Source organism: Paraburkholderia sp. Clong3 (genome assembly GCF_050436485.1).
Classification (GTDB): Bacteria; Pseudomonadota; Gammaproteobacteria; order Burkholderiales; family Burkholderiaceae; genus Paraburkholderia; species Paraburkholderia tuberum.
This window is the reverse complement of the sequence record NZ_JBNDMH010000004.1, coordinates 202,874-225,495: the sequence shown is the minus strand read 5'-3', so window position 1 is coordinate 225,495 and position 22,622 is coordinate 202,874. Positions and strand designations below refer to the sequence as shown.

26 protein-coding genes are annotated in these 22,622 nt (G+C 61.2%); 8 read left to right on the top strand and 18 right to left on the bottom strand.

Features of this window, described 5'->3' with window-relative positions; genetic code table 11:
- Positions 1-527: 527 nt before the first annotated feature.
- Entirely contained in the window at positions 528-908 is a 381-nt protein-coding gene (locus OKW30_RS39075) for a hypothetical protein (RefSeq protein ID WP_429349386.1), read from the top strand.
- 261 nt (positions 909-1,169) lie between these two features.
- Positions 1,170-1,361 (top strand): hypothetical protein, encoded by a 192-nt coding sequence (locus OKW30_RS39070; RefSeq protein WP_429349385.1) that lies wholly within the window; start codon positions 1,170-1,172, stop codon positions 1,359-1,361.
- A gap of 169 nt (positions 1,362-1,530) precedes the next feature.
- On the opposite strand, the gene OKW30_RS39065 is transcribed toward OKW30_RS39070, so the two are convergent.
- From OKW30_RS39065 to OKW30_RS39010, 12 genes are all read right to left on the bottom strand, one after another.
- The gene (locus OKW30_RS39065; protein WP_429349384.1) at positions 1,531-2,328 is read right to left on the bottom strand and encodes an H-NS family nucleoid-associated regulatory protein; all 798 of its coding nucleotides are present in this window, start codon (positions 2,326-2,328) and stop codon (positions 1,531-1,533) included.
- Between the two features lie 601 nt (positions 2,329-2,929).
- Complete coding sequence (locus OKW30_RS39060) at positions 2,930-3,967, bottom strand: IS110 family transposase (RefSeq protein ID WP_429349383.1); 1,038 nt, start codon at positions 3,965-3,967, stop codon at positions 2,930-2,932.
- Between the two features lie 138 nt (positions 3,968-4,105).
- Positions 4,106-5,473 carry a group II intron reverse transcriptase/maturase gene (gene ltrA, locus OKW30_RS39055; protein ID WP_429349382.1) on the bottom strand — a complete coding sequence of 456 codons (1,368 nt, stop codon included), beginning with the start codon at positions 5,471-5,473 and terminating at the stop codon, positions 4,106-4,108.
- A gap of 676 nt (positions 5,474-6,149) precedes the next feature.
- Entirely contained in the window at positions 6,150-6,599 is a 450-nt protein-coding gene (locus OKW30_RS39050) for a hypothetical protein (RefSeq protein WP_429349381.1), read from the bottom strand.
- Positions 6,600-6,741: 142 nt separating this feature from the next.
- Positions 6,742-7,032 (bottom strand): hypothetical protein, encoded by a 291-nt coding sequence (locus OKW30_RS39045; RefSeq protein WP_429349380.1) that lies wholly within the window; start codon positions 7,030-7,032, stop codon positions 6,742-6,744.
- Positions 7,033-7,116: 84 nt separating this feature from the next.
- Positions 7,117-7,275: a hypothetical protein gene (locus tag OKW30_RS39040; protein ID WP_429349379.1), complete on the bottom strand. Its 159-nt coding sequence runs from the start codon at positions 7,273-7,275 to the stop codon at positions 7,117-7,119.
- A gap of 61 nt (positions 7,276-7,336) precedes the next feature.
- Positions 7,337-7,543 carry a hypothetical protein gene (locus OKW30_RS39035; RefSeq protein ID WP_429349378.1) on the bottom strand — a complete coding sequence of 69 codons (207 nt, stop codon included), beginning with the start codon at positions 7,541-7,543 and terminating at the stop codon, positions 7,337-7,339.
- Positions 7,544-7,620: 77 nt separating this feature from the next.
- Positions 7,621-9,942, bottom strand: coding sequence for an SMC family ATPase (locus OKW30_RS39030; RefSeq protein ID WP_429349377.1), 2,322 nt, complete (start codon positions 9,940-9,942; stop codon positions 7,621-7,623).
- A complete protein-coding gene (locus OKW30_RS39025; protein WP_429349376.1) occupies positions 9,930-10,499 on the bottom strand; it encodes a hypothetical protein in 570 nt (189 codons plus the stop codon). The genes OKW30_RS39030 and OKW30_RS39025 overlap by 13 nt, the downstream gene beginning before the upstream one ends.
- A gap of 218 nt (positions 10,500-10,717) precedes the next feature.
- Positions 10,718-12,100, bottom strand: coding sequence for a metallophosphoesterase family protein (locus tag OKW30_RS39020; RefSeq protein WP_429349375.1), 1,383 nt, complete (start codon positions 12,098-12,100; stop codon positions 10,718-10,720).
- 129 nt (positions 12,101-12,229) lie between these two features.
- On the bottom strand, positions 12,230-13,633 hold the full coding sequence (locus OKW30_RS39015) for a hypothetical protein (protein WP_429349374.1): 1,404 nt from the start codon (positions 13,631-13,633) through the stop codon (positions 12,230-12,232).
- Positions 13,630-13,896, bottom strand: coding sequence for a DUF7696 family protein (locus OKW30_RS39010; RefSeq protein ID WP_429349373.1), 267 nt, complete (start codon positions 13,894-13,896; stop codon positions 13,630-13,632). Before OKW30_RS39010 ends, OKW30_RS39015 begins: the two co-directional genes overlap by 4 nt.
- Positions 13,897-14,720: 824 nt before the next feature.
- Here OKW30_RS39010 and OKW30_RS39005 point away from each other — a divergent pair.
- From OKW30_RS39005 to OKW30_RS38985, 5 genes are all read left to right on the top strand, one after another.
- Positions 14,721-15,149: a DUF1845 domain-containing protein gene (locus tag OKW30_RS39005; protein ID WP_429349372.1), complete on the top strand. Its 429-nt coding sequence runs from the start codon at positions 14,721-14,723 to the stop codon at positions 15,147-15,149.
- Between the two features lie 94 nt (positions 15,150-15,243).
- On the top strand, positions 15,244-16,068 hold the full coding sequence (locus OKW30_RS39000) for a hypothetical protein (RefSeq protein ID WP_429349371.1): 825 nt from the start codon (positions 15,244-15,246) through the stop codon (positions 16,066-16,068).
- 8 nt (positions 16,069-16,076) lie between these two features.
- Positions 16,077-16,469: a bactofilin family protein gene (locus OKW30_RS38995; protein ID WP_429349370.1), complete on the top strand. Its 393-nt coding sequence runs from the start codon at positions 16,077-16,079 to the stop codon at positions 16,467-16,469.
- A gap of 56 nt (positions 16,470-16,525) precedes the next feature.
- The gene (locus OKW30_RS38990) at positions 16,526-16,723 is read left to right on the top strand and encodes a hypothetical protein (RefSeq protein ID WP_429349369.1); all 198 of its coding nucleotides are present in this window, start codon (positions 16,526-16,528) and stop codon (positions 16,721-16,723) included.
- 30 nt (positions 16,724-16,753) lie between these two features.
- Positions 16,754-17,035, top strand: a complete 282-nt coding sequence (locus tag OKW30_RS38985; protein ID WP_429349368.1) for a hypothetical protein — start codon at positions 16,754-16,756, stop codon at positions 17,033-17,035.
- Between the two features lie 84 nt (positions 17,036-17,119).
- Here OKW30_RS38985 and OKW30_RS38980 read toward each other — a convergent pair whose 3' ends face one another.
- The 3 genes from OKW30_RS38980 to OKW30_RS38970 form a co-directional block, all read right to left on the bottom strand.
- On the bottom strand, positions 17,120-17,617 hold the full coding sequence (locus OKW30_RS38980; RefSeq protein ID WP_429349367.1) for a hypothetical protein: 498 nt from the start codon (positions 17,615-17,617) through the stop codon (positions 17,120-17,122).
- Between the two features lie 233 nt (positions 17,618-17,850).
- Complete coding sequence (locus OKW30_RS38975) at positions 17,851-19,557, bottom strand: ATP-dependent helicase (RefSeq protein ID WP_429349366.1); 1,707 nt, start codon at positions 19,555-19,557, stop codon at positions 17,851-17,853.
- A 14-nt stretch (positions 19,558-19,571) separates the two neighbouring features.
- Positions 19,572-20,459 carry an ATPase gene (locus OKW30_RS38970; RefSeq protein WP_429349365.1) on the bottom strand — a complete coding sequence of 296 codons (888 nt, stop codon included), beginning with the start codon at positions 20,457-20,459 and terminating at the stop codon, positions 19,572-19,574.
- Between the two features lie 324 nt (positions 20,460-20,783).
- Here OKW30_RS38970 and OKW30_RS38965 point away from each other — a divergent pair, with 324 nt between their 5' ends.
- On the top strand, positions 20,784-21,182 hold the full coding sequence (locus OKW30_RS38965; protein WP_429349364.1) for a hypothetical protein: 399 nt from the start codon (positions 20,784-20,786) through the stop codon (positions 21,180-21,182).
- Positions 21,183-21,264: 82 nt separating this feature from the next.
- Here OKW30_RS38965 and OKW30_RS38960 read toward each other — a convergent pair whose 3' ends face one another.
- From OKW30_RS38960 to OKW30_RS38950, 3 genes are read right to left on the bottom strand one after another with little or no spacing between them, the layout of a single operon-like run.
- Positions 21,265-21,870, bottom strand: coding sequence for a DUF4400 domain-containing protein (locus OKW30_RS38960; protein WP_429349363.1), 606 nt, complete (start codon positions 21,868-21,870; stop codon positions 21,265-21,267).
- Positions 21,860-22,144 carry a hypothetical protein gene (locus OKW30_RS38955; RefSeq protein ID WP_429349362.1) on the bottom strand — a complete coding sequence of 95 codons (285 nt, stop codon included), beginning with the start codon at positions 22,142-22,144 and terminating at the stop codon, positions 21,860-21,862. The genes OKW30_RS38960 and OKW30_RS38955 overlap by 11 nt, the downstream gene beginning before the upstream one ends.
- On the bottom strand, positions 22,101-22,619 hold the full coding sequence (locus OKW30_RS38950) for a hypothetical protein (protein ID WP_429349361.1): 519 nt from the start codon (positions 22,617-22,619) through the stop codon (positions 22,101-22,103). Before OKW30_RS38950 ends, OKW30_RS38955 begins: the two co-directional genes overlap by 44 nt.
- Positions 22,620-22,622: the final 3 nt, after the last annotated feature.

Sequence of the window (22,622 nt, the reverse complement as noted above, 5' to 3'; positions counted from 1 at the left end):
CTTTGCCGTTGTCGCCTGCCTCCGCTCCCGGGAGGCGACGGGAAACGCTTCAGCACTTACCGAGTCGCCCCACCTGCTCCTCGAATGCTGCCGCCGGGAGGCGGTGGTTGGGGCGGACGCGGGCCCGACCGTTAGTTGCGTTAACCCGTGATCTCCTGCGCCGTTTTTCAGGACCGTCCGCTGCCCGACTCACGACGAAGCGCCTGCCTGACGGCTTCAGTCAGCTGCTTCCCGGCCCGGAGCGGGCGCACGGGCCTACCTGCCACGCCCCTCACTTTCGCGAGGAGGGTCGCTTCCAGCTAAGTTGGTTGAGGCCATCTGCCCTCGCGGAACAGTTCGATGAGAAACGCTAAATTTGCCTGCGACTCTTGATCGGAGAAAAACGACCCCAACATGTTGTTTCGAACTGAATTGCCCGGTCCCGGACATGCCGAAAGAAAAAACGCCGTTCGCTAATTCAGCCATCGGCGGCAGCACATTCAAAAGCGCTATTACTCCCTATGCCGCGAAAGGAGGCCTCTGATCTGGTGCTGCGCGCAAGGATCGCCCTCGAGCGTTTGCGCAATGGCGACGCGGATCGCCCCCTGATCAATCTGGTTTCGCAGGTCACGCTTATCGCGAGGTTTGTCGTCCAGGCAGGACACGGAAAGCTTGAGATCGAGGTCCTTGAAGCCGCTAAGCGCGGTCTGGAAGACGTGCTCGTCGAGGCCGATAGCACCGGGACCTGGAATGTTCCTGAAACGTTGATCGATGGTCTCACTGACGTGATCAACGAGTACGACCGGCAGGTTTGCGCCACCCGCATGGAGATCTTCGTCCGCGCGAGTGATTATCTGGACAGGCTTGCCCATCGGGCAGCAGCACGCGACACCCGCGCCGCCAACAGCCGCGTCCAGCTGGCACAGTAACCTTTCGGCTCAGGTGCACGGGGAACAGACATCGGCCGGCCATGCGCGAAGGTTCGCCCATAAGCGGATCCGCCCGCGAATAAGACTGCGATCGTCAGACCTCGCCGCTTGCCGGCCATGCGCGGGAGCGCACACAACTGCGCGATCAGGAACCGTTGCTCAGGCTTCTACGGGCTTACCGCGTTACACTGCCTTCGCAGCAATGCACCTCCGGCGCCTGCCTGCGAGGCACTGTTGAACACGTCGCTCTAACGAAAAAACATGGAAATGCGCGTCAGTTACGAACACAGCCTTGCTTCGTCTCCGGACCAGTTCATTGTTCAGGTTCCATCGCAACTCGTGAGCGATGTTCCTGCCAACCTTCCGCGCGCATTACTGCCCGAGTACATCGCGAACCTGATCATCAAGCGGTCGCCGACAATCGGAAAGATTCGCAACCTCAGGATCCTATAAGCAGCGTGCCGTCAGCATTCCCTTTGCGACCCTTGCGCCACATCGCTCATCAATAAGCAACTGCGAGGGGCAGGTTTGAGATGAACATGCGGGCCGTGCCGAAAGGCGGCAGTTCTGTGCAGAGAGAGGCCGGGCTGCGAAGACTCACTTGCAACCCGTCTTTTGATACTTATGCCTCGGCAGTCGTACTCACGGCCTCGGGCACCGCTTGCGGCGAAACAGCCTCGACCGCAGCCGCCGACTTCACAGCGCTTTTCGCCGCGCGGGGCTTTCGCGATACAGGTGGCCTGGCTTTTCCAGCACTCTTCGGCGCGCTTTTCTGCGCTGGTGTAGCAGCTCTTTTTACAGAAACCTTCTTGGCGGCCGGCTTCGTTGCTGTCGCCTTCCTGCCAGTTGCCTTCTTCGCAACTGTCTTGCTGGAAAGGACTGCTTTGCCGGCGTTCGTCTTCGGCGAACCTGCGGGCTTCGAGCTTGTGGTGATCAGGAACTTCATCCGGTCCTTTGCGTTCGCGATCCACGCCGGTGCCCGACCCCGACCGCTCCACGTCGCGCCCGTTTTGGGATCCTGATACATCGGAGCCTGGGGCGCCCGGACGGACTTCCCGGCTTTCGGCGCTTTCTGGGCAGGCGCTGCTGACTTCGCAGTAGTCCCCGCAATCAGGAACTTGTTGCGGTCTTTTGCGTTCGCCAGCCAGGCCGGTGCCCGAGCGTGGCCAGTCCATGTGGCGCCCGTCTTTGGGTCAGCGTATTTCGCAGCCGATGCCTCCTGCTTCGCCGACGAACTCACGCCGGGTTTTCGACCGCGACGCCTGCCCACAGATGCTTCGATATCAGCAATGGTCAAAGCGTGCTGATCCATCAGACCTCGGATCTTCGCGATAACCTTGGCGGAATCTCTCGTTGCTACCGCTGCCGCTTGGGCCTGAAGTTTTGCGATTTTTTCCTGAATGGATTCCAGCGTTGCCATAGGTTGCTTTCCTTTGTATTAGATGATGAGTGGCACTATGCCATATCCCCCAACGAATACAACATCCCGAATGACACCGAAAGGAGCTAATACAGTTCGGGGATGACGCCTCTGGCTGATGCAGATATCGGGTATTCGAATTGTCCTGGAACAAGGTCAGAACTTCGTTCGTGATCGAACGCCGCAACATCGCAACGGGCAAGGTTCTAACGCCTCGCGCCCAACGTATGCCATTGCCACGCTGACCGTGCACCCCATTTACCCTGAAGATGCAGTCGATGTCGACGGCAAAAGACGGAATCGGGATAGGGGCAGGCCTCACGGCCCGACCCCTCCCACATACATGGACGCCCCCGTTTTGCCAGGCCTTCGTGAACGATGGACAGATGGGATGAGATTGCGGCCATACATCCGGACTGTTTGTGAGGCGGACGACGCCTCTGTCCCTGATGGAATCTGCTGATCGGGCTCTAATCACCACCTCGCGCTCGAAGCGCCTGTGGCAGGGCAGAGTTTCCCGATCCCGGTCTGACCTATCTTGCCATCACGTCACGTTTGCCCGAGCAACCTCTTGGGGAGAACCTGTTTTAAGCCGATCAGATTACGCGCCGGCTTTGGACGGCGCGTAATCTGATCGGAACGTACTGCCTTGGGTCAGCAGCGCCCAGGCAATTCGAGCGTTTCGGTTGGCCACCGCCACCACGGCAACGTTCGTGTGACGTCGCGTCAGTAGGCGACGGAGCCAGCTCGAGGACGCATCGTACTTGTTGGCGACGTAGCGGACGACAGCACACGCACCATGCACCATCAAGGTACGCAAGTAGGTATCGCCGCGCTTACTGATTCCCTGCAGCGTCGGCTTGCCACCGCTCGAATGCTGCCTCGGCACGAGACCGAGCCAGGCGGCCAATTGCCGAGCGTTGCTGAAGCATTTGCCGTCGCCCACCGAGGCGACCAGAGCGCTTGCAGTGATCGGGCCGATGCCGGGAATCTCTGCCAGCCTGCGACTCGCATCATTGATGTGATGCCAGGCTTTAATCTGCTTCTCGAGCTCTTCCACCTGCCGGTCCAGTTCCTTGAGGTGATCGGTCAGGCGCTGTATCAACAGCCGAAACGAGCCCGGCAGTTCGTTGCTGGCATCTTCAATGAGCTGCGGCACGTGCGGCGCAATGCTCGTAATCCCACGAGGAATCACGAGACCGAATTCCCCTAGCAGCCCGCGGATCTGGTTAGCCTGAGCAGTACGCGCGCGCACAAAGCCCTGGCGGGCACGGTGCAATGCCAGAACCGCCTGTTGATCCATGTTCTTGACAGGCACGAATCGCATATTCGGCCGAGCTACGGCCTCGCAGATAGCTTCAGCGTCGGCAACGTCATTCTTGTTCGTCTTCACGTAGGGCTTAACGAACTGGGGAGCCATAAGCCGCACCGTGTGCCCGAACGCCTGCAGTTTCCGCGCCCAGAAGTGAGCGCTGGCACAAGCCTCCATACCGACGAGGCACGCCGGAAGGTTCGCAAAGAAGGTGGCCATCTGGTGTCGCTTCAGTTGCTTCGTCAATACCGGCTTGCCGTGCTCGTTGACGCCGTGGACCTGGAAGACATTCTTGGCAAGGTCAATGCCGACTGTAGTAACGTTCATGATGACGCCTCCTCCGATGATGGTCGTGCTTCGACGCACTACCACTTTGGCACATCGATGCCGTTTCGGACGGGGGCGTCCATTCCATTACCACCGTGCGTACGGGTCCGTACACGGCGGTTCGGATCGGTTGCCCGGCTAGATATTCAACGATGGAAGACCAAGCGATCGCAGAAGGCGATTGGTCAGTGCCCGTTGCACCGCGGGGCTATTACTCAGCCGCCAGGCGTTGTGCGGGGATCCAGCAGTCTGGGCGGCAAGATTCCGATCGACACCGCGCGCCAGCAACTCCCGGAAGCGGGTACGGCCGCGTCGCCACTGCTTCCAGAAGAAGCAGCGGATGCGGCGACGTACCCATTCATCCAGTCGCTGAAGAACACTCGGCGTTTCGCAGAAACCGAAGTAGCCGCGCCAACCAGTCAGATATCGTTTCAGCGCGCCGATCATCTGGTCGACGCTGACCCGGCGCGTGCGTTGGGTCAATTCCCGGACTCGTTCCTTGAAACGGATCAGGGCCTTGGGCGCAATGCGACGTTTGGCCTGTGGCTGACCCGAGAAGGTGAACCCAAGGAATTTGCGTGTGTGTGGCCGCGCGACCGCGCTCTTCGACTCGTTGACCTTCAGCTTCAGCCTGCCGGTGAGGAAGACTTTCAGCCCCGCCATCACCCGCTGGCCTGCGCGTTCGCTGCGTACGTAGACGTTACAGTCATCGGCGTACCTCACGAATCGCAGTCCGCGTCGCTCAAGCTCCCGGTCAAGATCATCGAGCATCAGATTGGATAACAGCGGTGACAGCGGACCGCCCTGGGGTGTCCCTTCATCCGTTGCGCCAACCAGCCCGTGCTCCATCACGCCCGCCGTCAGGAAGGAGCGGATCAGCTTCAGCATTCGCTTGTCGCTAACTCGCTTTGCCACCCGGCTCATCAGGATATCGTGGCTCACGCGGTCGAAGAATTTCTCGAGGTCCAGATCTACAACCCAGCGGTCTCCCGCCTGGATGTAACCCTGTGCGCGCTCCACCGCCTGATGCGCCGAGCGTCCCGGACGGAAGCCGAAACTGGCATCCGAGAACGTCGGGTCCCACTGCCTTTGCAGCACCTGCAACACCGCTTGCTGAACGAATCGGTCGAGCGCAGAAGGAATGCCGAGCTTGCGCACGCCACCTCCATCCGGCTTGGGTATCTCGACCCGTCTCACAGGTTGTGGTTTGTACGTGCCGTTCAGCAGCGTGGCCCGTATCGACGGCCAGTGCTCTCGCAGATACGCCGGTAGTGCCTGAACCGTCATGCCGTCCACGCCCGGTGCACCCTTGTTCGCTTTCACACGTTTCAACGCCTGCTTCAGGTTCTCCCGTTCACAGACTTCTTCCATCAGTCGGTCACAAGCCGACGGGCTTTCAGGCTCGGGGTTCGCCGCCATAGGTTCAGCCCCTCGATCAGCAACCACCGGGGCTTCACCCCTGTCTCTGCCATCAAGGACGCGATGCGTTTTCTGCTGCGCTCCCATGTCGAGTTCTCCGGCTTACTTGCCGCTCCTCTCCGTTTGGGCCTTCAGGCGTCGCCGCCCTAATATGCCCGCTGCTGACTCCTGCACGGTGGTCAACGTCCCTTACGGTCCGTTCAGTCCTGAATCCAGGACACCGGGCAGGCCTCCCGAGGTAAGCACAACCGCCTTCACCACACACCCGCCAGATTTACCACCCCGGGCCTTGATGGCTATGGACTTCGCGATCATTAGCTCGCTCGTCCGCCCGGGTAGGCCTCGCATCTGGTTTCTGTTCGTCAGGTCATGGCTTTGCTACACGCTTCCTTCAGACCCCGCCTCGCGACGACGCCCTTGCGTTTCGCTAGTCCTTCACCACCATCAGGTTGGACAGGGGACTCTCACCCCCAAGCTGTTGTGCATGCTCGGCGCACCAAACAAAAGCCCGCGAGGCGGGCCGGTCGATGCGCCAGTGGCGCAGAGATTTCCAAAGAGTAATTCCAACGCGCGCGTGTGGCCACGTGAAAAGATGCGGGAATTGTGGCGTCTTTCGACCGAGACCCGATGCCTTCCACCATCTACGAGCCGTAGATCCAGCATCGGCTCCGCGAGTGTCAAAAAAAAGCCCGTGGAGCGCCCCAAGATGGGGATGCTCGACGGGCGGTTTAAGGGTGTTGGTTAGCGCGAGGTTCACCGGCCGCTACTGCCGCTCGTGCAATTCCGCGACTACAGTTTCCGACCGAGGCGTGCGGCTTTCCGGCAAGTCCCGGGCTTCAATTGCATCGCGCTGGCTCGCCGAGAGAATCCTGGCCACACGTTCAGCCAGGTCTGGGCGAACATGCACATCCCGGATGATCTCGCCCTCGACTTCCTCTGGACGGAACGTCATGTCGCCGTCTGTCCACTTGCCATTTACCTCAAGCAGCAGGTAACCGTCATCCGTCAACAATCCGCGTCGCATGTCTTGCGGCAGAGTAGGCGTGGCCACGATGCGCTTTTCCGGCACTTTCCCCGTTGATTGAGGCTTGTATCCGAATCTCGCCAGATCGGGAGCACCGCCGATGGATTGGATAAACGCGTCGGCATCCACGCCTTTTTTCGCAGCCATGTTTCGAAATTCATCGAGCCTGTCCATTGCCTGCCTGATCATGTCTTCGCGATCTTTGAGCTCCAGTGCCAGAATCTGGCTGTTCCCGCGAGCCGACCGCACCCCGTCAAGCGCGGCTTCATGCTCACGCAGCCGGTTCAGCGCCCATTTGACTCTGTCCTGAACACGACGAGGAACCGCGCTGTCAGGCAGTTTCTGGCTTTCCAGGAGAGCAATAGCCTTGGATTGCCCGTCGGCTATTTGGGGCGTCGACTCCGTGGACTTCAGCGATTCCGCCCAGCGTTTCCTCTGCGTTCAGGAGTTCGCGCATGAACCGCGAGGACAGGCCTGCACGGTGCATCATCAGGATTGCCGCGGTCGCGACGTCGGAGGCTTTGCCGGGATCATCGGCAGGAATTTCCGCCTCAGTGATCGCACGGGAGTGGACGAGACTGCACATGACATCATCGAGAAAATCACTGCATGAATAGGTCAATTTCGGCTCCTTAAAGGATGCCGGGCAGACCACCCCAACCGGGAGGTCTGCCCGGTCGGGGTAAAGAAAATGCGATGACGGCAGTCAGGCGCGACGAAGTTGCCGGTCGAACGGCGACGGACTTATACCTGGTGCGCGAGTCGCATGTTTGTGAAGTGCAGCAAACGACTGCTGTTCCCAAAGCAGGCATGCAAGTGCCAGCATTGCCCCGATCACGGTTGCGGCTGCGATCTGCTTCTTCATGTTCGCCTCCAAGGTTGATGCGATAGGCCCCGACACTCTGTCGAGGTCGGGGTTCGCGAGATCAGGAACAGGTTTTCGGATGCGCGGCCGGGAACACCAGCACGCGACCATCCTTGCAGAGCACGAAGTCGCCGGGCTCGCCGCGCGGCTTCTGGACAATGATCGTCGGTGCCGGCTTCGCCGGTTCAACATGCGCCGCGGCTTGAGTCGTGCAGGCGCACAGCGACGAACTGCCTGCCGCGAAAAGCAGCATCAGAAAGTTCAGCATGGGATTCCTTGTTGTGAAAACAGGCGAGGGGACGCCCCTGTGGGGAGCGTTTCGCCACAGGGTTAAAAGAAACGACGTCAGGCAGCGAGCGCCTCGACGTCAATGACTGCATCAGCTTCCGCCACCAGATCGGGTGTCTGCGAGATGAAGTACTCCCGCTCGTACCCGCCCTGCCGCAGCACTTCCCGCTTCATCCGCATGAACTGCAGCTTGCGCTGCGGATCGAGCGGACCATCGGACTCGTCGCTGAACAGGGTCTGATACGGCTGCCCTGCGTTGCTCGCCAGATACAGCGCGATGCCGCGCGTCAGACACTCGTTGATCCAGACTTTCTGGCCACCTGACATCACCGTGACTGCCTTGGTGCTGTCGTGATCGGCGTCGTGCACGAGAATTTCAAACCCCTCGCGCAGTTCTCCGCTGGCCAGCGCACGCTGCGTCTGGATTTCGACCGTGAAGCGCATGCCGTAACAGGCGAGCAGCAGGTCGTTCACCATCTTCGTGAGTGCCGGGCCGGCATCATCGATCGTCAGGGCGATGACGCCTTCATTGCCGAGGCCTTTGGCAAGGAGCTTCCACTGGGCAATCTCATCGGAGATGCGGTTCGCACGCGATTGTGTCGCGTCGAACCCCGCAAGCTCGTTTGCGATCGCCTGCCGTTCAACCTCACGCATCGTCTGCGAGCGGATCAGCGATTCGATCCGTGCATCGGCTGCGGTGATGGCTTCACGGAACTGCGTGAGCTGCCGATCGATATCGGCGATGGCACCGGTCACGTCCTCGACGCCGAGGCGTGCGACTTCCGCATCCAGTTCCTTCACTTCCTCCGACAGACGCTCCTGCTGCGCCTCGCGACGGGCACGTAGGGTTGCTTCCTCAGTCCCGAGCGCGGCCAGTTCTTCACTGGCTTTGCTGAGACCTTCGGTTGCGGCATCGAGCAGCGGCTTGCGTGCGGCGAGATCGACGGCTTTCTGAAGGTCACGGCGCGCGGCCGCGATCGCATCATTGACCGCCTTCAGCTCCGTGCGCCTGCCAGCAAGATGCTGCACCTGAGGCGTCAGAAGTTCGATCTCATCGCGTTTGGCACGAAACGTCGCACGAAGATTCGTGAGCGAAATACGGTGCTCCTGAACCTGTACGTCTGCCTGACGGGCCTGCGCTAGCAAGGGGCAGGCGGTGTGCATCTCATGACCGGCACAGGGCACGGTACTGATCACACTCGCCTGCTGTTCCAGCGACCTCAGGAGAGTCATCTTCGACGTCCCCTCCGACTCCAGCCCTTTCAGACGGGAGGTCGCCGCGGTCAGCGCGAGCTGCTTTTCCTCAAGGGCAGAAATCTCCCGCTGGATCGGCTCGACCCGCGCCTCCTCGCTCGCGATACGCGCCTGGGCAGCATCGCGTGCTGTGACGGCACCCAGAATCGCGTCACGTTGCGCAATCACTGCGTTGTGTTCCGCGATGGATGAGCGCAACGACGCGCGCCGCTGGTTCAGGCGCCGTTCGTCGGCGCTCGCATCGGTAACAAGCACCTGCATGGCCGTCGCGATCTGGCTTCGCCGCGTGCCGAGTTCCCGCAAGCGGGCCTGCGCACTGGCATTGGCAGTCTGCTTTGCCGCGAGCACGGCGCGCTGGTCGGTCAGGGTTCCCACCTTTGCGTTCAGCGTCTCCCGGCTCTCGCGAGTCGTGATGACAGACTGTGCATCGGAAGCGATGGCCTGATCGATCTGCGCGATGCGATCGCGCTTCGATCCGAGCGCAACGAGTTGCTGTTGCGTGGAATCGAGCGCGCGACCAAGCGCCTTCGCGACATCAGCGGCTTTCGCCGACAGCGTGCGCAGGTCATCGATGTGCAGCAGTTCCGCGAGCAGTGCCTTGATCTCACTTGCACCATAGGATGCGAGCGGACGCCGGTTCTGCGCGGAAAACACACTGGTAAAGAACGATTCCAGCGAGCCACACACCGACTCGACGCACAGGTCATAGGACTCTGCCTTGCCATCGGAGACGGTGCCGTCCCCTGTCTGCATGGGCTGCCAGTTCCCGTCCGCATCGCGCCACGCCAGGTAGTACTCGGCCTTGCCGGTCTTGCCGGGCTTGCGGAACGCGAACGACGAGCGGTACCGCACACCACCATGCTCCCACTCGAACTCACTGAGCGCGTGCGCGCCGTAGACGTGGTCCCAGTACGAGAACGCGTCGACCGACAGTTTTGCGGCTCGCGAAGGCATGATCCGGTACGGATGCAGGTTGTCCATGATCGTGGACTTTCCCGCCCCGTTCGGACCCGTCAGCGCAATCAGGCCTGCCGGAAGCGATTTGAGATCGAGCGTGATGGTGTCGCGCTTCATCCCGTCACGAACGCCAATGAAGCCTGTCAGTGTCAGTTTCAGTGGGCGCATGTCGGCACCTCCTGAAGCGGCGCGTCGTACAGATAGTCCGATGGCAGCCACGGCGCATCATCGTCGTTGGACAACATCCGTCCAACGATCGGATCAGATACGTGTGCAGCTTTTGCAGCGGCCTTTTCAGCCGCCCTCTCAGCCGCCCTCTTCTCCAGCGACCCGTCGACCGCTTCGCCGACCGTCCTGCAGACGGCGGCATACGCGGCGCTGGTACGCCGGATGAGCCCGTCCCAGTTATCACTACCGGTCAGCGCGAGCAGCTCGCGCGAGCCCCACTGGTTTGCGTAGCCTGTGTTAAACGACCACAGCAGGTTCTGTAACTGTACGTCGGGCACAATGGCCAGATCCGCCGTTGCCGCGTTGACGGTTGCAGCGAGGATCAGGAAGCGGTCCGACTGCGCAATCACCGCGCCGCGCTGTTCGCCAAACGGAAGGTGAAAGATGCTCGCGCGATAGCCAGCATGATCCGTCAGGATCTTCTGGATCTCGCGCGGCGTGCGGTTGGCTGTGAAGTGCCGGACCCATTGGGCGCCGGCGGGATAAAGACCAAACATGATGACACTCCGAAGAAAATCGGCGGAGTGCATCCCTGAGGGGATGAATCCCCGCCAGGGTTAAGGAAAAAGATGGATGCAGCAAACTGCAATCGATGCGTCAGTGACGCGGGTGAACCTTGTTCCTGGAGCCCGCCGGGGTGTCGTGGTTGACGGGCTTCCGGAACACGGCTGTGTTCCGCGCGAGAGTGTCCTGCAGGACACTCCCGCTATGGCGGCTAGGCCGCAAACAGATCGTCGTTGAGCCAGTCGAGCGACGCCGGTACGCCGGTCGCCTTCGTGTCGGATTCGACGGGCCCGGCCGCAGCTTCGTCTGCCGTGTCCAGCGACGCAGCCGGGTGCGCAAGCACCGTAGCGAACGCGGGCGATTCAGGCCGCGAATCAATACCGGCGAGCACACTGGCCGCGATCGCGTCCACGTCGCCGGAGGCGAGCAGCTGCAACCGGTCCTGAAGCGGGCTTGCGTCGACGCTGGCCAGTTCGCACCAGCGCCCGAGCTTCCCCTCGACGGTCGTCTCCAGACTGATGCCCTGGGCACGACTGCGAACCACCGGCAACACGCGCGACTCGATCTTCAGATCTGCTGCGCCGGAAAACAGCGCCTTGATCGCTTCACGATCCACCACCTGGCGATGCTCTTCATCGACCTGCCAGCGCACACGCACGAACTTGTCGCCGGCGTGCGCTGCGATCTCCTCGAGCTTCGCCATATCCGGTGGCCCGTCGAAGTCCACACAGATCATCTGACGCGACGGCGTTGCGACCAGCGTTGCTGTCGCACTGCCCGGTTCAACGTCCCACGACAGATAGCCCTTGTCGCCCTCTTCGCCATAGTGAAACCGGCCAATCGAGCCCGGGTACGCGACAAGCCTGCCGTCGCGCTCCCACTGCTGCGCCTTGTGGATGTGGCCGAGCATGAAGGCATCGCATTCGGCTTCGAACAGCGCCGTCAACGAAAACTCGTGATCGAAGCCCGCCATGACGACGCCATGTTCGGTCGTACAACCGTTGACCGTCCCGTGCGAAACACCGACCGTACGAATCCCCGCTGCGCGAAGCTGCCTGTTGACCCGGCCCGCCGCCGCCAGAAATGCGGCGAGCACATCGCCCAGTCCCGTACCGGCCTCGAGCGCGCCAACGCTCGCGGCCAGCTGGCCCTTGTTGACCGTGGGAAGGCAGGTGAAGACGACTTCCGGAATCACGCTGATGAACCCTCGCAGTTCGTCATCCGAGAACACCGACCCCGTCGATACCCAGAATCGCCCGTCGACGAGCGCGACCTGTGAGAACCGGTTGGCCACGAAGATCTGATGCGTGCCGCCCATCAGCGTGAAGTTGTCGAGCGTACCGGGTGGTTCGTGCGAAAACGTTCCCTGAAGCATGAGAACGGGCATAGCCTTGGCGAGCCGGTGAATCTGGGTCGCCAATGCATTCAGCGATGGTGCATGCGCGTCGAGCCGGTGATCGGTTGCGTCACCCGAGACGACCCCGACTGTCGCGCCGCTGACTATCGCGTTGCCTACAGCGAAGCTGAAACAGCGATCCGACTCAGCCAGATTGTCCGGCGCGTAATGCAGGTCAGAAAAATGTGCGAGTTGCAAAATCGTCTCCATAATGAAAACGGCCGCCATACGGCAGCCATTGTTGGAATGCGCGCCCAGGAGGACGCAGGGACAGAAACGGAAAAAGCCAGCCCAGAAGGGCTGACGGAAGGGGGCGCGGAAAGCCGGTCAGTCGAAGAACTTCGTCTGCCTGGTCGCCGCGATGTCACGATCGAGTGCTGCGCGATCAGTCAGTGCCTTCTCAAGACGCTCGTTCATGCTGTCGACATCCTGTGGCCGCTCGACCCATCCACGTCCATAGGTGTTGTGCGCAAAGACCCGGAAATCCTCCTTCCGGTTTTCCGCGCTCAACCCGAGACGCTTCAGCAGGTCCGACATACGGTCCAGCTTGTCTACGAGTGTCTCCACCACACTGTCCGCCCCGACATCAGCTTGCGACGACACTGCGCGTTGATGCGCACGACCCGCTTCGGATGCGCCATCGTCAACTACTGACTGTGGCTGCCCTCCTGCGGTTTGGGCGGCAACCCGGTCATCGACTTCATCGGCGACGCTCGCGCTGGCGCCTTCTGCGACAGCGACCGGCAATCCAGCGCCGATCGGGACAACGTTGCCACCTGCTTCGAGCAAAGCGACGGCGCGTCCGGCCGCTTCGATTGCCGGGACCGCGACATCGGCGCCGTCGAGCAGTGCACCGATGTCGATGTCAGCATCGAGCACGGTCAGCAACTGTTTTGCCCGAACCGCTTCGCCGTTCTCGTTGATCCGCGTGATATCGAACTCGCGCTTGGTGATCCAGAAGCGGGTCCCGGTCAGTTTGCCTCTGGCAAGCTGCACAGTCTGCATGGCCGAATACGCCTTCTGAAGCACGTAGATCGAATTCGTCGGCAACTCGATGAGTCCCAGACCCTTGATATCCGGCACAGCGAAGATGAAGCTCGCCGACAGATTGCATTGTCGCGCCTGATACTGCGGACACTGTTCGGGGTCACAGATGCCGTCAGGGATCGCTTCGTCCTGGCGCCGGATGACGGTGCGCCCGCCGAAGTGGCGAACCGCCCGCTGGGCACGCTGGTCGCGTTCCATCTTCGCGTACGTCATGCAGTAGCGGATGCCATCGCGTTCGTACTGCGAGAAGAACTTGCGACCGTTGGTGCCGTAGACGGCCATCTGGTTGGGCAGATTCTGCATCCAGTCGTTGAACGCAAACAGCACCGGAAAGCGGTACAGCTTCAGGCCTTCGCCACGGTCCTCGCCGTACAGCCTGAGGATTTCGTCGGCGACGTCTGGATTGGTGAAGTCCGAGCGGCGGCATGTGAAATAGGGCGTGTTCTTCGGCGCGAGCGCGTTTTTCAGTCCGCACTTCGATTCGATCGACTTGCCGATCGTGTCGAATGAGTCGCCCGCTGCCACCATGTCGTTGTAGATTTCCACGGCACGGTTGTTCTTGCGTGCGCTGGACGTGAGCACCTTGATGCCGGGCCGGATATGTCCGATCACCGGCGGGCGCAATGCCCGTTCTTCAACGACGCTACGCACAGGGCCGTTGAGCATGCTGACAACTGCGTTCATGAGAGTTTCCTTGCCAAGAAAAAGATTGCCGTAGTGCGCAGTTCGCTGGCCGACTGCTCCAGTTCGTGCGCCGCCGCCTCGCCGCGGCGTCCAGCAACATGTGAAAGAAAAACGCGGCGCTCGGGATCGCTGAACGTCGCGAACCGTGCTACCTCGCACCGCGTGCGCCATGCAGGCGATGCGGTATCTGCAGATGCGCGTTCCTGGGCAATCGTGTCGCTGATCGCTTGGGCAATGCGCTGGTCAAGACGGTCGGGAAGCATGGAAGACCTCCGTACGGGACAGGAACTAAAGGACGAAAAAAAACGCGTTCCTCGGTCAGAGGAGCGCGCTTCGGGATTCGGATCAAATGACCCGAGCGCCACAACCCTTCCGGAGTCGTGGCGCTCAGGGAGCCGTGAGGCTCACAGTCGGGAACGTTAGGTCGTTCCCGCGCAGCATGGTCACGCTGCGCAACAGCCCATTTTCGGAAAATACATTCCGCCGCAGGTTCACGGATCAGTCCACTACGATCGTTCTACCCAGACGGGCTCTGGAGAGAGAACACCCGAATGATCCGGGTCCGAACGATGTCGCGGCGCAAATGAATGCGGCCAGCAACGAGTTTTATGACTGAAAGATGGGGAGCGCGGGCTAGGCGCTCATCAGCAGAAGATTCCACACCAGTTGCCGGCTGGTCGGAGCATGCGCAGAGGCACGACTTGGACAGAAGATGGACTCCGGGCTAGCCGGGTCAGTGTCGATGCGTCAGTGACGCGAGAAGTAAAGTCAGTATTGCGCAAAACCCTGCCTCAAATCCCCCGAAAGATAACGAAAACGGCATAGCTTTTGCCTGAATTCGTCCGACGACTCGCGTTGACAATGGACGGTGAGAGAGACCACATCCGAATAGACCATAGCCGCAGTCCTTGAACTTTCCTCCGAGCCCGACCGGCAGCCGGAAGGCAGCACCGGGCGTCCAGCGCTCAGTGTTGCCAATCCTGCTTCAGAGGCTACCCCGTCATCCGGTAGCGGCCTGAAGCCCATCGAACGCCTGACGGGCGACAGCCGGATTGAGCGGATCAATCCGGAGACCGATGCGAAAACGGTGCTTCGGTACAGCTCGCAGTTCGCCCGCAACTACATCAGGTCCGACTACAACTTCTGCGCGTCGAAGATTGCTGTCGCGCGCGGGGGCAAGGTCAAGGCCCTGGAGAAGGCGTTGCGTGATACCTCGAACTGGCTCGGCAAGACAGATGAGTGGCTGGCGCGCCACGAAGCGCGTCCACTCGAAATGCCGCACGAACTGATCGAACTGACGATCACGCGTCCGCTCGCAGGTTTGCTGGTGCGATGCCTGACCCAGTATGACCGGGTCTTCGTGCGCTCAACCGAGCGAATGATCGAGCGAAAGATCACGGACAAGGATCGCGCGAACATTCTCGCGAACGCCGAGCGGCGCCTGAAGCACATCGTTCAGGTGTGCATGCCCGACAACGACCAGTACGACTTCGATGGCCAGCGCCGCGAAAGCTGACTGCATCGACCTCTCACGCCTTCTTTAAATTCCGGCTCACTTGACTTGGTGACCGGATGGATACGCTCGACTTGTCACCTTGTTGAGGAAAAATATGGATCTACGGCAAATTCAGGCACTGCACGCCCAGTATTCGGGACAACCCGTCGTCATCGACATAACCAGCCACACCGCCGCGATGCCGGCGCTACCAGCGCCCGAAGGCGGCAAATCCCTGCGCTCCCACGGTGCCGCGCTGACCGCAGCACTGAGCACCGCAAGACGCCCTGCCCTGATCGGTATTGCCGTTGCGGCCCTTGCCGGTCTGGCCGGAATGAGCGCAGCGCGCGTGTGGCACGCGACACACGAGAGTTTTCACCCGGCACCAGCGGCTGTGGCTCCCGCACCAGCTCGCCTTCCCACCGCGGCACAGTCCATGGACGACAGCACGATGCCCGTCAATGCGGTTCGCGCGAAACCACTGACTGCGAGTGACTTCGACGTGCAGAAAGCGACCGGCTCGTCTGGACTCGCGAACGTCGACGCTCGCTCGCTCGCGATGCCGCCTGCGGCCCCCCGGATCGATCCGCGCACGGCAACTGAGTCCACCAATCCGGAACAGCGCGCCGCGGTGCCCCCGATCCACGCGCAACGCCCGACCGCGCCCACACAGACAGCGCAACCGGCGATCGCACCGCAGGCTCTGGCGCCATCGCAGAACGCGTCGGCGCCCGTAGCCCCAACCGCAACACCGACCACAACGGCGGCCGCCGCCCCGGCAGAGCAGTCGCATGGACCGGCAAAGCCGGCCTTGCGGCCCTTGCATCACCTCACCCGTCACCAGCCGACGGCGAACGAGGAGCCCGCCGCGCCGGCGACCACAACGCCCGCGCCGTCGAAAGCACCCGCTGCGAAATCCGGCGACGTTCAACTTTTCTAGGAGTGTTCATGAAGTCACAAGGTCCCAACGTCACTCTGCTTTGCGCAGGCCTGTCCGTTCATGGCAGCGTGATTATCGACCACGGCTTGAGCGTCTTCGGCATCGTCGATGGCGATGTGGTTTCCAATGCCGGCCTGCTGCACGTCGGTCTGGGCGGCATGGTCAAAGGGCAGATTCAGGGCGAGCACGTCCGGATCGACGGCACGGTCGAGGGCGACGTGCACGCGCGCGGCATCCTCGAGATCCACGGCCGCGTCAAGGGCAACGTGTTCTATTACGGCACCATCCGGCTCGGCCCGCATGCATCGCTCGAAGGGCAGGTCAGGCGCAAAAGCGACCTCACGATCGAAAACGCGGCGAGCAACGTCCAGCAGCTCTCGCGGACTGCGGCAACCGTCTGACTCGCAACGACCCGAAGCAGAATCACCCACCCACTAAGTCAAAGGGAGCATTAGCCTTGCATAGCTTTTCGAAAACCCTCGGCGCAATCGCGCTTTGCGCTTCTGCCATTGCGAACGCATCGGCCGCGTCGCCGGCGCAACAGGTCGACGTCGCGTTTTATAAGGACGGTCACCTGGTTTCGGCCGGAACCTCGATCATCGCCCACGAGTTCGGGCAGAGTCCGTTCGCGTATTCCAGCGGCACGCACGTCTGATTCGGGACATGCCATCTGGAAGGCGCAACGATGCGCCTGCAGAGCGAAAGCCGGTTCGTCGGCCTCTCGCTCGTGGTGAAGCCAGTCGATGTCAACGCTAACAGGATGCGTCTTTCGGTGAGGGCACAGGATACCGAGTTCGTAGGCAAGCGCGAAGTCGATACGGCTGAATGCCGTTCGGAAGTGGTGGACGTCAAGGGCCTCGAAGCCACCAACGTGACGGTCGACGTGGCCGATGGCCAGAGCGTGGACGTGCCGCTCGGCGACGCTCATTATCGCCTTGTCCTGAAGCTGCACCACGCGGACCTTTAGTTTCCGCGCCGCGTAGCGACAAAGGGCGCTTCCTGACGGGGAGCGCCCCTTTTTTACTCCATCTACGACCGGAATGCTGGCCGGTCAAAGCGTTGCCGGTGCCCTATAAAAGAGCGCGCGGTAGCCCGGCAGATTGATGAGGCACCGCGTTTCGTCAACCGTCAGGCCGCGTGCCGCGAACCAGGTGGCGAGCCACTCAGTGACCCTTTCCAGGGCATGAGCGTTCGCCTCATGCGCGAAGCGAAGCGCGTGGTGATCGCGCAAGGCGGCATAATGCTCCGAATTGGCCAGAAAGAAAAACGGCGATGCGACGCGGGCGCGCTGCCACGCCAACGCGAACAGTTCCGCCATCTCGATGGCCTCCACGAACGGGACCAGTTCCTCTTCTCCGATGTCTGTAGCCATCGCCAGATCCAGGGGTGACACGAGTTCCCGCGAGCCAATCCTGTCGAGCACCGGCCGGTTCTCCGCATGCCACGATTCCAGCGTTCCGGTTCCGACCCAGACGCGCAAACGCAGGTTCTCGTTCAGCCATGTACGACATTGCTGCTGGCTAACCAGCGAGAAGCCCGCGACCCCCATTGGTATCCAGTCATCACGACCGACCGCATAGTAGTGAAAGTCGCCGTCGCAGTACGAATAGCACAGGCCGTCGAGCTTTGCCCTGTCGAACTCGAAGGCCGATGCCCGGTGTCAATGCGGTGCAACCGCTGGCGTCTGCGATGCGGTCTCAGGCGGCATAAGGTTTAGCGATGAGACAGGTACATATCCAAGCCTGCGAAGCAGTCGATCGAGCATGGAAACTCCAGAGATTCCTATCGTGCTTCCGATTCGATGACGAATCGCGACACGGGATTTTTCTTGATCGTGGCGATGACAAGGCTGTCGCGCGCCCGCGTCATCGCGACATAGAACAGACGCCGTTCTTCCGATTCGGTGCTTTTCTCGTCGGGCACGATACCCTCTTCGGCACGCGTGATCCAGACGTGGTCCCATTCCAGCCCTTTCGAACTGTGCATGGTGGTGAGCACCAGCGCACCGTCCGCGGGCTTGTTGTTATCCCGCTTGAGATATTCGATCCGCTCGGCAAACGTGCGGTTAAGTCGCGACAGCACGTCATACGTGCCCTGGATTGCCCGAATCGCCGGATCGGCCTTCGCATAGGTCATCATCAGTTCCAGCACGCCATCAAGCGCAAGCGAGTAAAACTGACGCTCGCACATCAGCTGCCATTCGCCCAGACGCTTCATGAACGCGCGGTAGACGGTTGCTGTCTCTTCAGGCAGACCTAGCGCGACCAGATCCTTTTTCTGCCGTTGTACGAGCGCGGACCCCATGTCGCGGTGCAGTGAACCCAGATGCGCTGAATTCATCCCCATGTAGCCCAGGACCGCATCAAGCCCGTTCTGCTTGCGGCCCTCGACGATTTCGAGCAGGTTGCACATCAGCGCGCCCTGTGGCCGGTTCAGTACCGAACTGCCGGACGCGCGGAAGTACGGTACGCCATGCGACCGGCAAACCGCTTCGATCGGATCGAGAATGCGGTTCGTGCGCGCGAGGATGGCGCACGACTTGCCGGACGCGAGCAGCGGTTGCAGAAATTCCACCGCGGCAACGGCGTCCGCATATTCGTCGTCGGACCGCTTCGTCGCGACCGAGCCGCCGGCGCCGCGTTCGGCCTGCAGAACCTTCGGAATGCGATCCGCGTTATTGCGGATGACCCGGTCGGCGGCCGAGAGGATTTCGCTGCGGCACCGGTAGTTGCTGCCCAGCACCACCCGTTGCGCATTGAACGCCTCGGCGAAGCTTTCCATTCCGCGAAAGCCGAGCGCGGCGCGGAAGCCATAGATGCTCTGGTCATCGTCGCCCACGACCGTCACCTGCGCCCCCGCCTTCGCATGAAGTTCGACCCACCGATACTGCAACGGGTCCGTGTCCTGAAACTCGTCGACGAGCAGGTCCGTAAAGCGGTACGGCGTGATGTCTCCGGCTTCCATGCCCGCAACCGCGAGGCGCAGCATGTCCTGGAAGTCGATCTTGCCGTTGCGGGCAAGCGCTTCCTGATAGGCCACATAGAGTTGGGCATCGGCGGAGCCGGCCTCGACACGACCAAAATTGGTCTTGATCCGCTCGATCACGGGCACGACTTCTTCAGGCTTCCATTCCAGACCGAGCTCGGCGATCACACGGGCAATCAGACCCATGCGATCGCCATCGGATGCGATGTCCTGTCTTTTGCCGCCGGGCTGCCCCAACTGCCGGAACGCCAACGAGTGGAAGGTACCAGCGACCAGCCGACGCTTTGCCTGAGTGCCCGCCAGCGCAAGGATACGATCGCGCAATTGCACGGCCGCATCCTTGCTGAAGGTCACGGCACCAACGATCGCCGTGGGCTGCGCCAGGAGCAGAGCGGCCTTGGCAGCAATCGTCTTCGTCTTGCCCGCGCCCGGACACGCGATCGCAACGCAGTGCCGGCGGTACTCGGCAACCTCGCACTGCTGGGGATTCAGGCCGTCAAGCATGATCGCGTCACCGGTTAGCGGCCACGCACCGTGGTCATCAGACGCAGGTGGGTCATGTACCCACGCACGCCAATCGGGTGGAACTTGCGCAGAAAGCGCGTCGTTTCCTCGTCGACGTCCGACTGGTCGCGAATGCCGTTCCAGACGAGAAAATCGAAGTTGTCCATCACGCGGTCGAACTTCATCAGCAGTGACAGCAGACGCATCGAGAAACGCGAGTACGCCTCTACCTCGATAGCGAGCGACGGCTTCGTCACCGTCGGCGCGAACACGATGTCGCCCTGATCACGCAGTTTCTGCTCGGTCTTCTCACGGAAGTCCTGAGCCACGCCAAGCTGTTCATCAACATACGCTTCGAGCTCGGTGACCTGCTTTTCCAGCCACGCGGTGACCGTGCCCTGGTCCTCCGCTCCGAACGTCGAGCGGCCAAACCGCTGCATATTGATGCTCATGCGGTTCAGGTACGGCCACCACTGTTCGAACAGCGGCTTCAGGCGGGTGTGATTCAGGCGCACCGTCGCGGCCACCACCGCCGCACCGGAAAGCTGGCGCTCCATCAATTCCCGGCCGATTTCCCGCCGGCGACGCACGATCGCGGCGCGCTCGGCCGGGGACAGCTCGCGGAACAGCTTGCGCGTACGGGCGACCTGCTCACGCTTTTGCGCGGCTTCGGAGTCGCTGATCATCCCTTCCTTCTGAAGGGTGTTCGCCGCGTCTTCCATCTGTTGCAACTCGACTTCGATCTCGCCGCCGTCCGCGCCATCTGTCGTCGCATTCTGGCTCGCCGACGAAACACTCGGGGCATCATCACCGGTTGCCGCGCGGTCCGCCGCTGCGGGGATGTTGGTCGCCGACGACTGGCTTGCGGCTTCTGGGTTCGTCTCTTCGGAGATGGTGCTCATATAGGGTGTCCCTTTGGAAAGGTGCACGCGCACACGCGCGGCATGTCCCTATTGTTGCGAGCCTCACCTCGCCCGGGCCGTCAAAACATGTGTGATTTGAAGCATCTTTCCGACCAGTTGATGATCGGACCAAGGCAGAGTCCCACTCACTCGCCCATGCTCGCAGTGCGAGCCGCGTCAATCTCTGTGGTCTTGGGAAACGGCTGCGAGCGCGTGAAGCGTCCATCGATGCCGACGCCGATCCACATTCGAGTAAGCTATCGCGTGTTTGACTACAGGAATTTGAGGGCGGCCTTGCGGTCCTCACAAGTTCAGAGCGAGACCATGAGAAAGACAATCGTTGGCTTATGCATGCTTTGCAGTGCCATCGCCGCACATGCTGAGAACTGGATTCAGCAGGTCGACAGGCCCCATCGCATTTACATAGATTTCGATTCGATACGCCATGAGGATGGACTCACAAGCTTTCTTGAGAAGGAAACCTTTCCAACCCCGGTCAACACCAGACTCCCTCCTACATATCAGCAACAGATTTTCTTCAGTCAGGCGGTCTCTGAACAGCTCCTGAATTGCGAGCGTCTGACAATCATGCGCACGGAAACGACTTTGCTCGATGAATCGGGTGAGGTGGTGGCCAGACAGCGGTTTGATAGGGCCGCCTGGGGCCGAATCAACGAGCCGTGGCTTTATGGGGCGCTGAAAAAGCTCTGCCCCGCAAGGTGAGCCCGAATGAATGTGCCGTCAGCCGGCTGACGGCCTTAACCCGGAATGATGCGGTTTTTGACGTAGCTTTCGGGCTAGTCGATCACTGGTAGGACGACGCCGCGTGCCACAAAAGTGCACCGAGGACCGCCGCGATGGCGATCCAGCACGGCGCGAGCACGGGGATCGGCGCGACGAGAACCGCAAAGGCAACGCCGAACACCAGCAGGATGCCGTGACCGGCCAGGTGAAACGACAGCGGACTGGCAAAGCCCGCAGCCGACGCCTTGATCTTGCGACGCATCGCACCGTCGAAGAACGCCGCAAGACAGAAGATCATCGTGCCGAAAATCCAGAGTTTCATGACGCTCGCCCGGTACACGACCCGATACAACTCGTGCCAGAAATTTTGGCCCCAGGTGCGGGCGAAGTCGGAAACGCCGCCGTCACCAAGATCGCCAGATCCCGTCGCGTTGATGGTTGCGCGCACGAGACCCGTTTGCACGAACCAGGCCTTGAACCGCTCGTTGGTCTTCCCGACAACTTCGTCGGCCCGCTCGACGCCGACAATCGCTGCAACCGATTCCGCTTCCGCAAGCGGCACCGAGAACAGCGACGGGTCAGGAATGGCCGGCATGATGAACACGGCAATCAACGGGACGAAGAAGAACCACCATTTGACATGGGAGACGAACCGGCTATTGGCCATAGGCGTGCATCCCCCACTCGATGAGGAACGACCCAATCCGCACCAGAAGGTAGACCGGAAAGCCGATTAACCCCGCCAGGCCAAGATAGAAATGCACGGGCCGCCGCGCGACAAAGAGCGCCAGTGCGAAGGCCATCGCGTTCGGACCGCGTGAAAACTCAGCTGGACGCCCGCCTTCGATCTCGTCGATCGCGCTGGCAGTCGATATCGCACGGCGCGCGACGTCCGGTTCAACCCTCGAGAGCTTCGCTATCAGAAAAGGCGTGAGCGACATCATAGTCCTCGAAATAGAGTCGGAAATTTTCACCCGTCAATGCGCGCGCGGCCAGCTGGAACGCGGCAGAGCGCTGCGTGACCGCTTCCGGGCAGCGCTCGTCGAACATGCCCGTTTCGAACTTCCCGTAGCGTGCCTCGAACGTGGTCACCGGCTCGAACATCGGCGGCCAGACGTGATAGCGATCGCCGTCAATCGCCACGTAACGGCGCGCATAGAGCAGGTGTGCTCGGGAGAACAGACCCTGCATGAACGCAATGTGCGGGTTGCCCGTCTTGCGGGTCCGCTTGTACGCGGCCAGCCCGCACTCCAGCATCTCCTTGACGAGTGGCTCGCGCTCGCCCATGAACTTCTCCCCGATGAAATCGGCCACACGCGCGCAGGCGAGCTCAAGCTCCGGCGCCACGGTAAAAACGGGAATCAGGCGGGAGGGCAGCTTGTGTTCGCGGATGATTTTTTTGAATACGGCAGACATGCG

What these genes read in the sequence shown, in the direction of transcription:
- OKW30_RS39070 (WP_429349385.1), top strand. Translation starts at nt 1,170, where the DNA reads ATGGAAATGCGCGTCAGTTACGAACACAGCCTTGCTTCGTCTCCGGAC.
- OKW30_RS39065 (WP_429349384.1), bottom strand. Translation starts at nt 2,328, where the DNA reads ATGGCAACGCTGGAATCCATTCAGGAAAAAATCGCAAAACTTCAGGCC.
- OKW30_RS39060 (WP_429349383.1), bottom strand. Translation starts at nt 3,967, where the DNA reads ATGAACGTTACTACAGTCGGCATTGACCTTGCCAAGAATGTCTTCCAG.
- ltrA (WP_429349382.1), bottom strand. Translation starts at nt 5,473, where the DNA reads ATGGGAGCGCAGCAGAAAACGCATCGCGTCCTTGATGGCAGAGACAGG.
- OKW30_RS39050 (WP_429349381.1), bottom strand. Translation starts at nt 6,599, where the DNA reads ATGATCAGGCAGGCAATGGACAGGCTCGATGAATTTCGAAACATGGCT.
- OKW30_RS39040 (WP_429349379.1), bottom strand. Translation starts at nt 7,275, where the DNA reads ATGAAGAAGCAGATCGCAGCCGCAACCGTGATCGGGGCAATGCTGGCA.
- OKW30_RS39035 (WP_429349378.1), bottom strand. Translation starts at nt 7,543, where the DNA reads ATGCTGAACTTTCTGATGCTGCTTTTCGCGGCAGGCAGTTCGTCGCTG.
- OKW30_RS39030 (WP_429349377.1), bottom strand. Translation starts at nt 9,942, where the DNA reads ATGCGCCCACTGAAACTGACACTGACAGGCTTCATTGGCGTTCGTGAC.
- OKW30_RS39025 (WP_429349376.1), bottom strand. Translation starts at nt 10,499, where the DNA reads ATGTTTGGTCTTTATCCCGCCGGCGCCCAATGGGTCCGGCACTTCACA.
- OKW30_RS39015 (WP_429349374.1), bottom strand. Translation starts at nt 13,633, where the DNA reads ATGAACGCAGTTGTCAGCATGCTCAACGGCCCTGTGCGTAGCGTCGTT.
- OKW30_RS39010 (WP_429349373.1), bottom strand. Translation starts at nt 13,896, where the DNA reads ATGCTTCCCGACCGTCTTGACCAGCGCATTGCCCAAGCGATCAGCGAC.
- OKW30_RS39000 (WP_429349371.1), top strand. Translation starts at nt 15,244, where the DNA reads ATGGATCTACGGCAAATTCAGGCACTGCACGCCCAGTATTCGGGACAA.
- OKW30_RS38995 (WP_429349370.1), top strand. Translation starts at nt 16,077, where the DNA reads ATGAAGTCACAAGGTCCCAACGTCACTCTGCTTTGCGCAGGCCTGTCC.
- OKW30_RS38985 (WP_429349368.1), top strand. Translation starts at nt 16,754, where the DNA reads ATGCGCCTGCAGAGCGAAAGCCGGTTCGTCGGCCTCTCGCTCGTGGTG.
- OKW30_RS38980 (WP_429349367.1), bottom strand. Translation starts at nt 17,617, where the DNA reads ATGGGGGTCGCGGGCTTCTCGCTGGTTAGCCAGCAGCAATGTCGTACA.
- OKW30_RS38975 (WP_429349366.1), bottom strand. Translation starts at nt 19,557, where the DNA reads ATGCTTGACGGCCTGAATCCCCAGCAGTGCGAGGTTGCCGAGTACCGC.
- OKW30_RS38970 (WP_429349365.1), bottom strand. Translation starts at nt 20,459, where the DNA reads ATGAGCACCATCTCCGAAGAGACGAACCCAGAAGCCGCAAGCCAGTCG.
- OKW30_RS38965 (WP_429349364.1), top strand. Translation starts at nt 20,784, where the DNA reads ATGAGAAAGACAATCGTTGGCTTATGCATGCTTTGCAGTGCCATCGCC.
- OKW30_RS38960 (WP_429349363.1), bottom strand. Translation starts at nt 21,870, where the DNA reads ATGGCCAATAGCCGGTTCGTCTCCCATGTCAAATGGTGGTTCTTCTTC.
- OKW30_RS38955 (WP_429349362.1), bottom strand. Translation starts at nt 22,144, where the DNA reads ATGTCGCTCACGCCTTTTCTGATAGCGAAGCTCTCGAGGGTTGAACCG.
- OKW30_RS38950 (WP_429349361.1), bottom strand. Translation starts at nt 22,619, where the DNA reads ATGTCTGCCGTATTCAAAAAAATCATCCGCGAACACAAGCTGCCCTCC.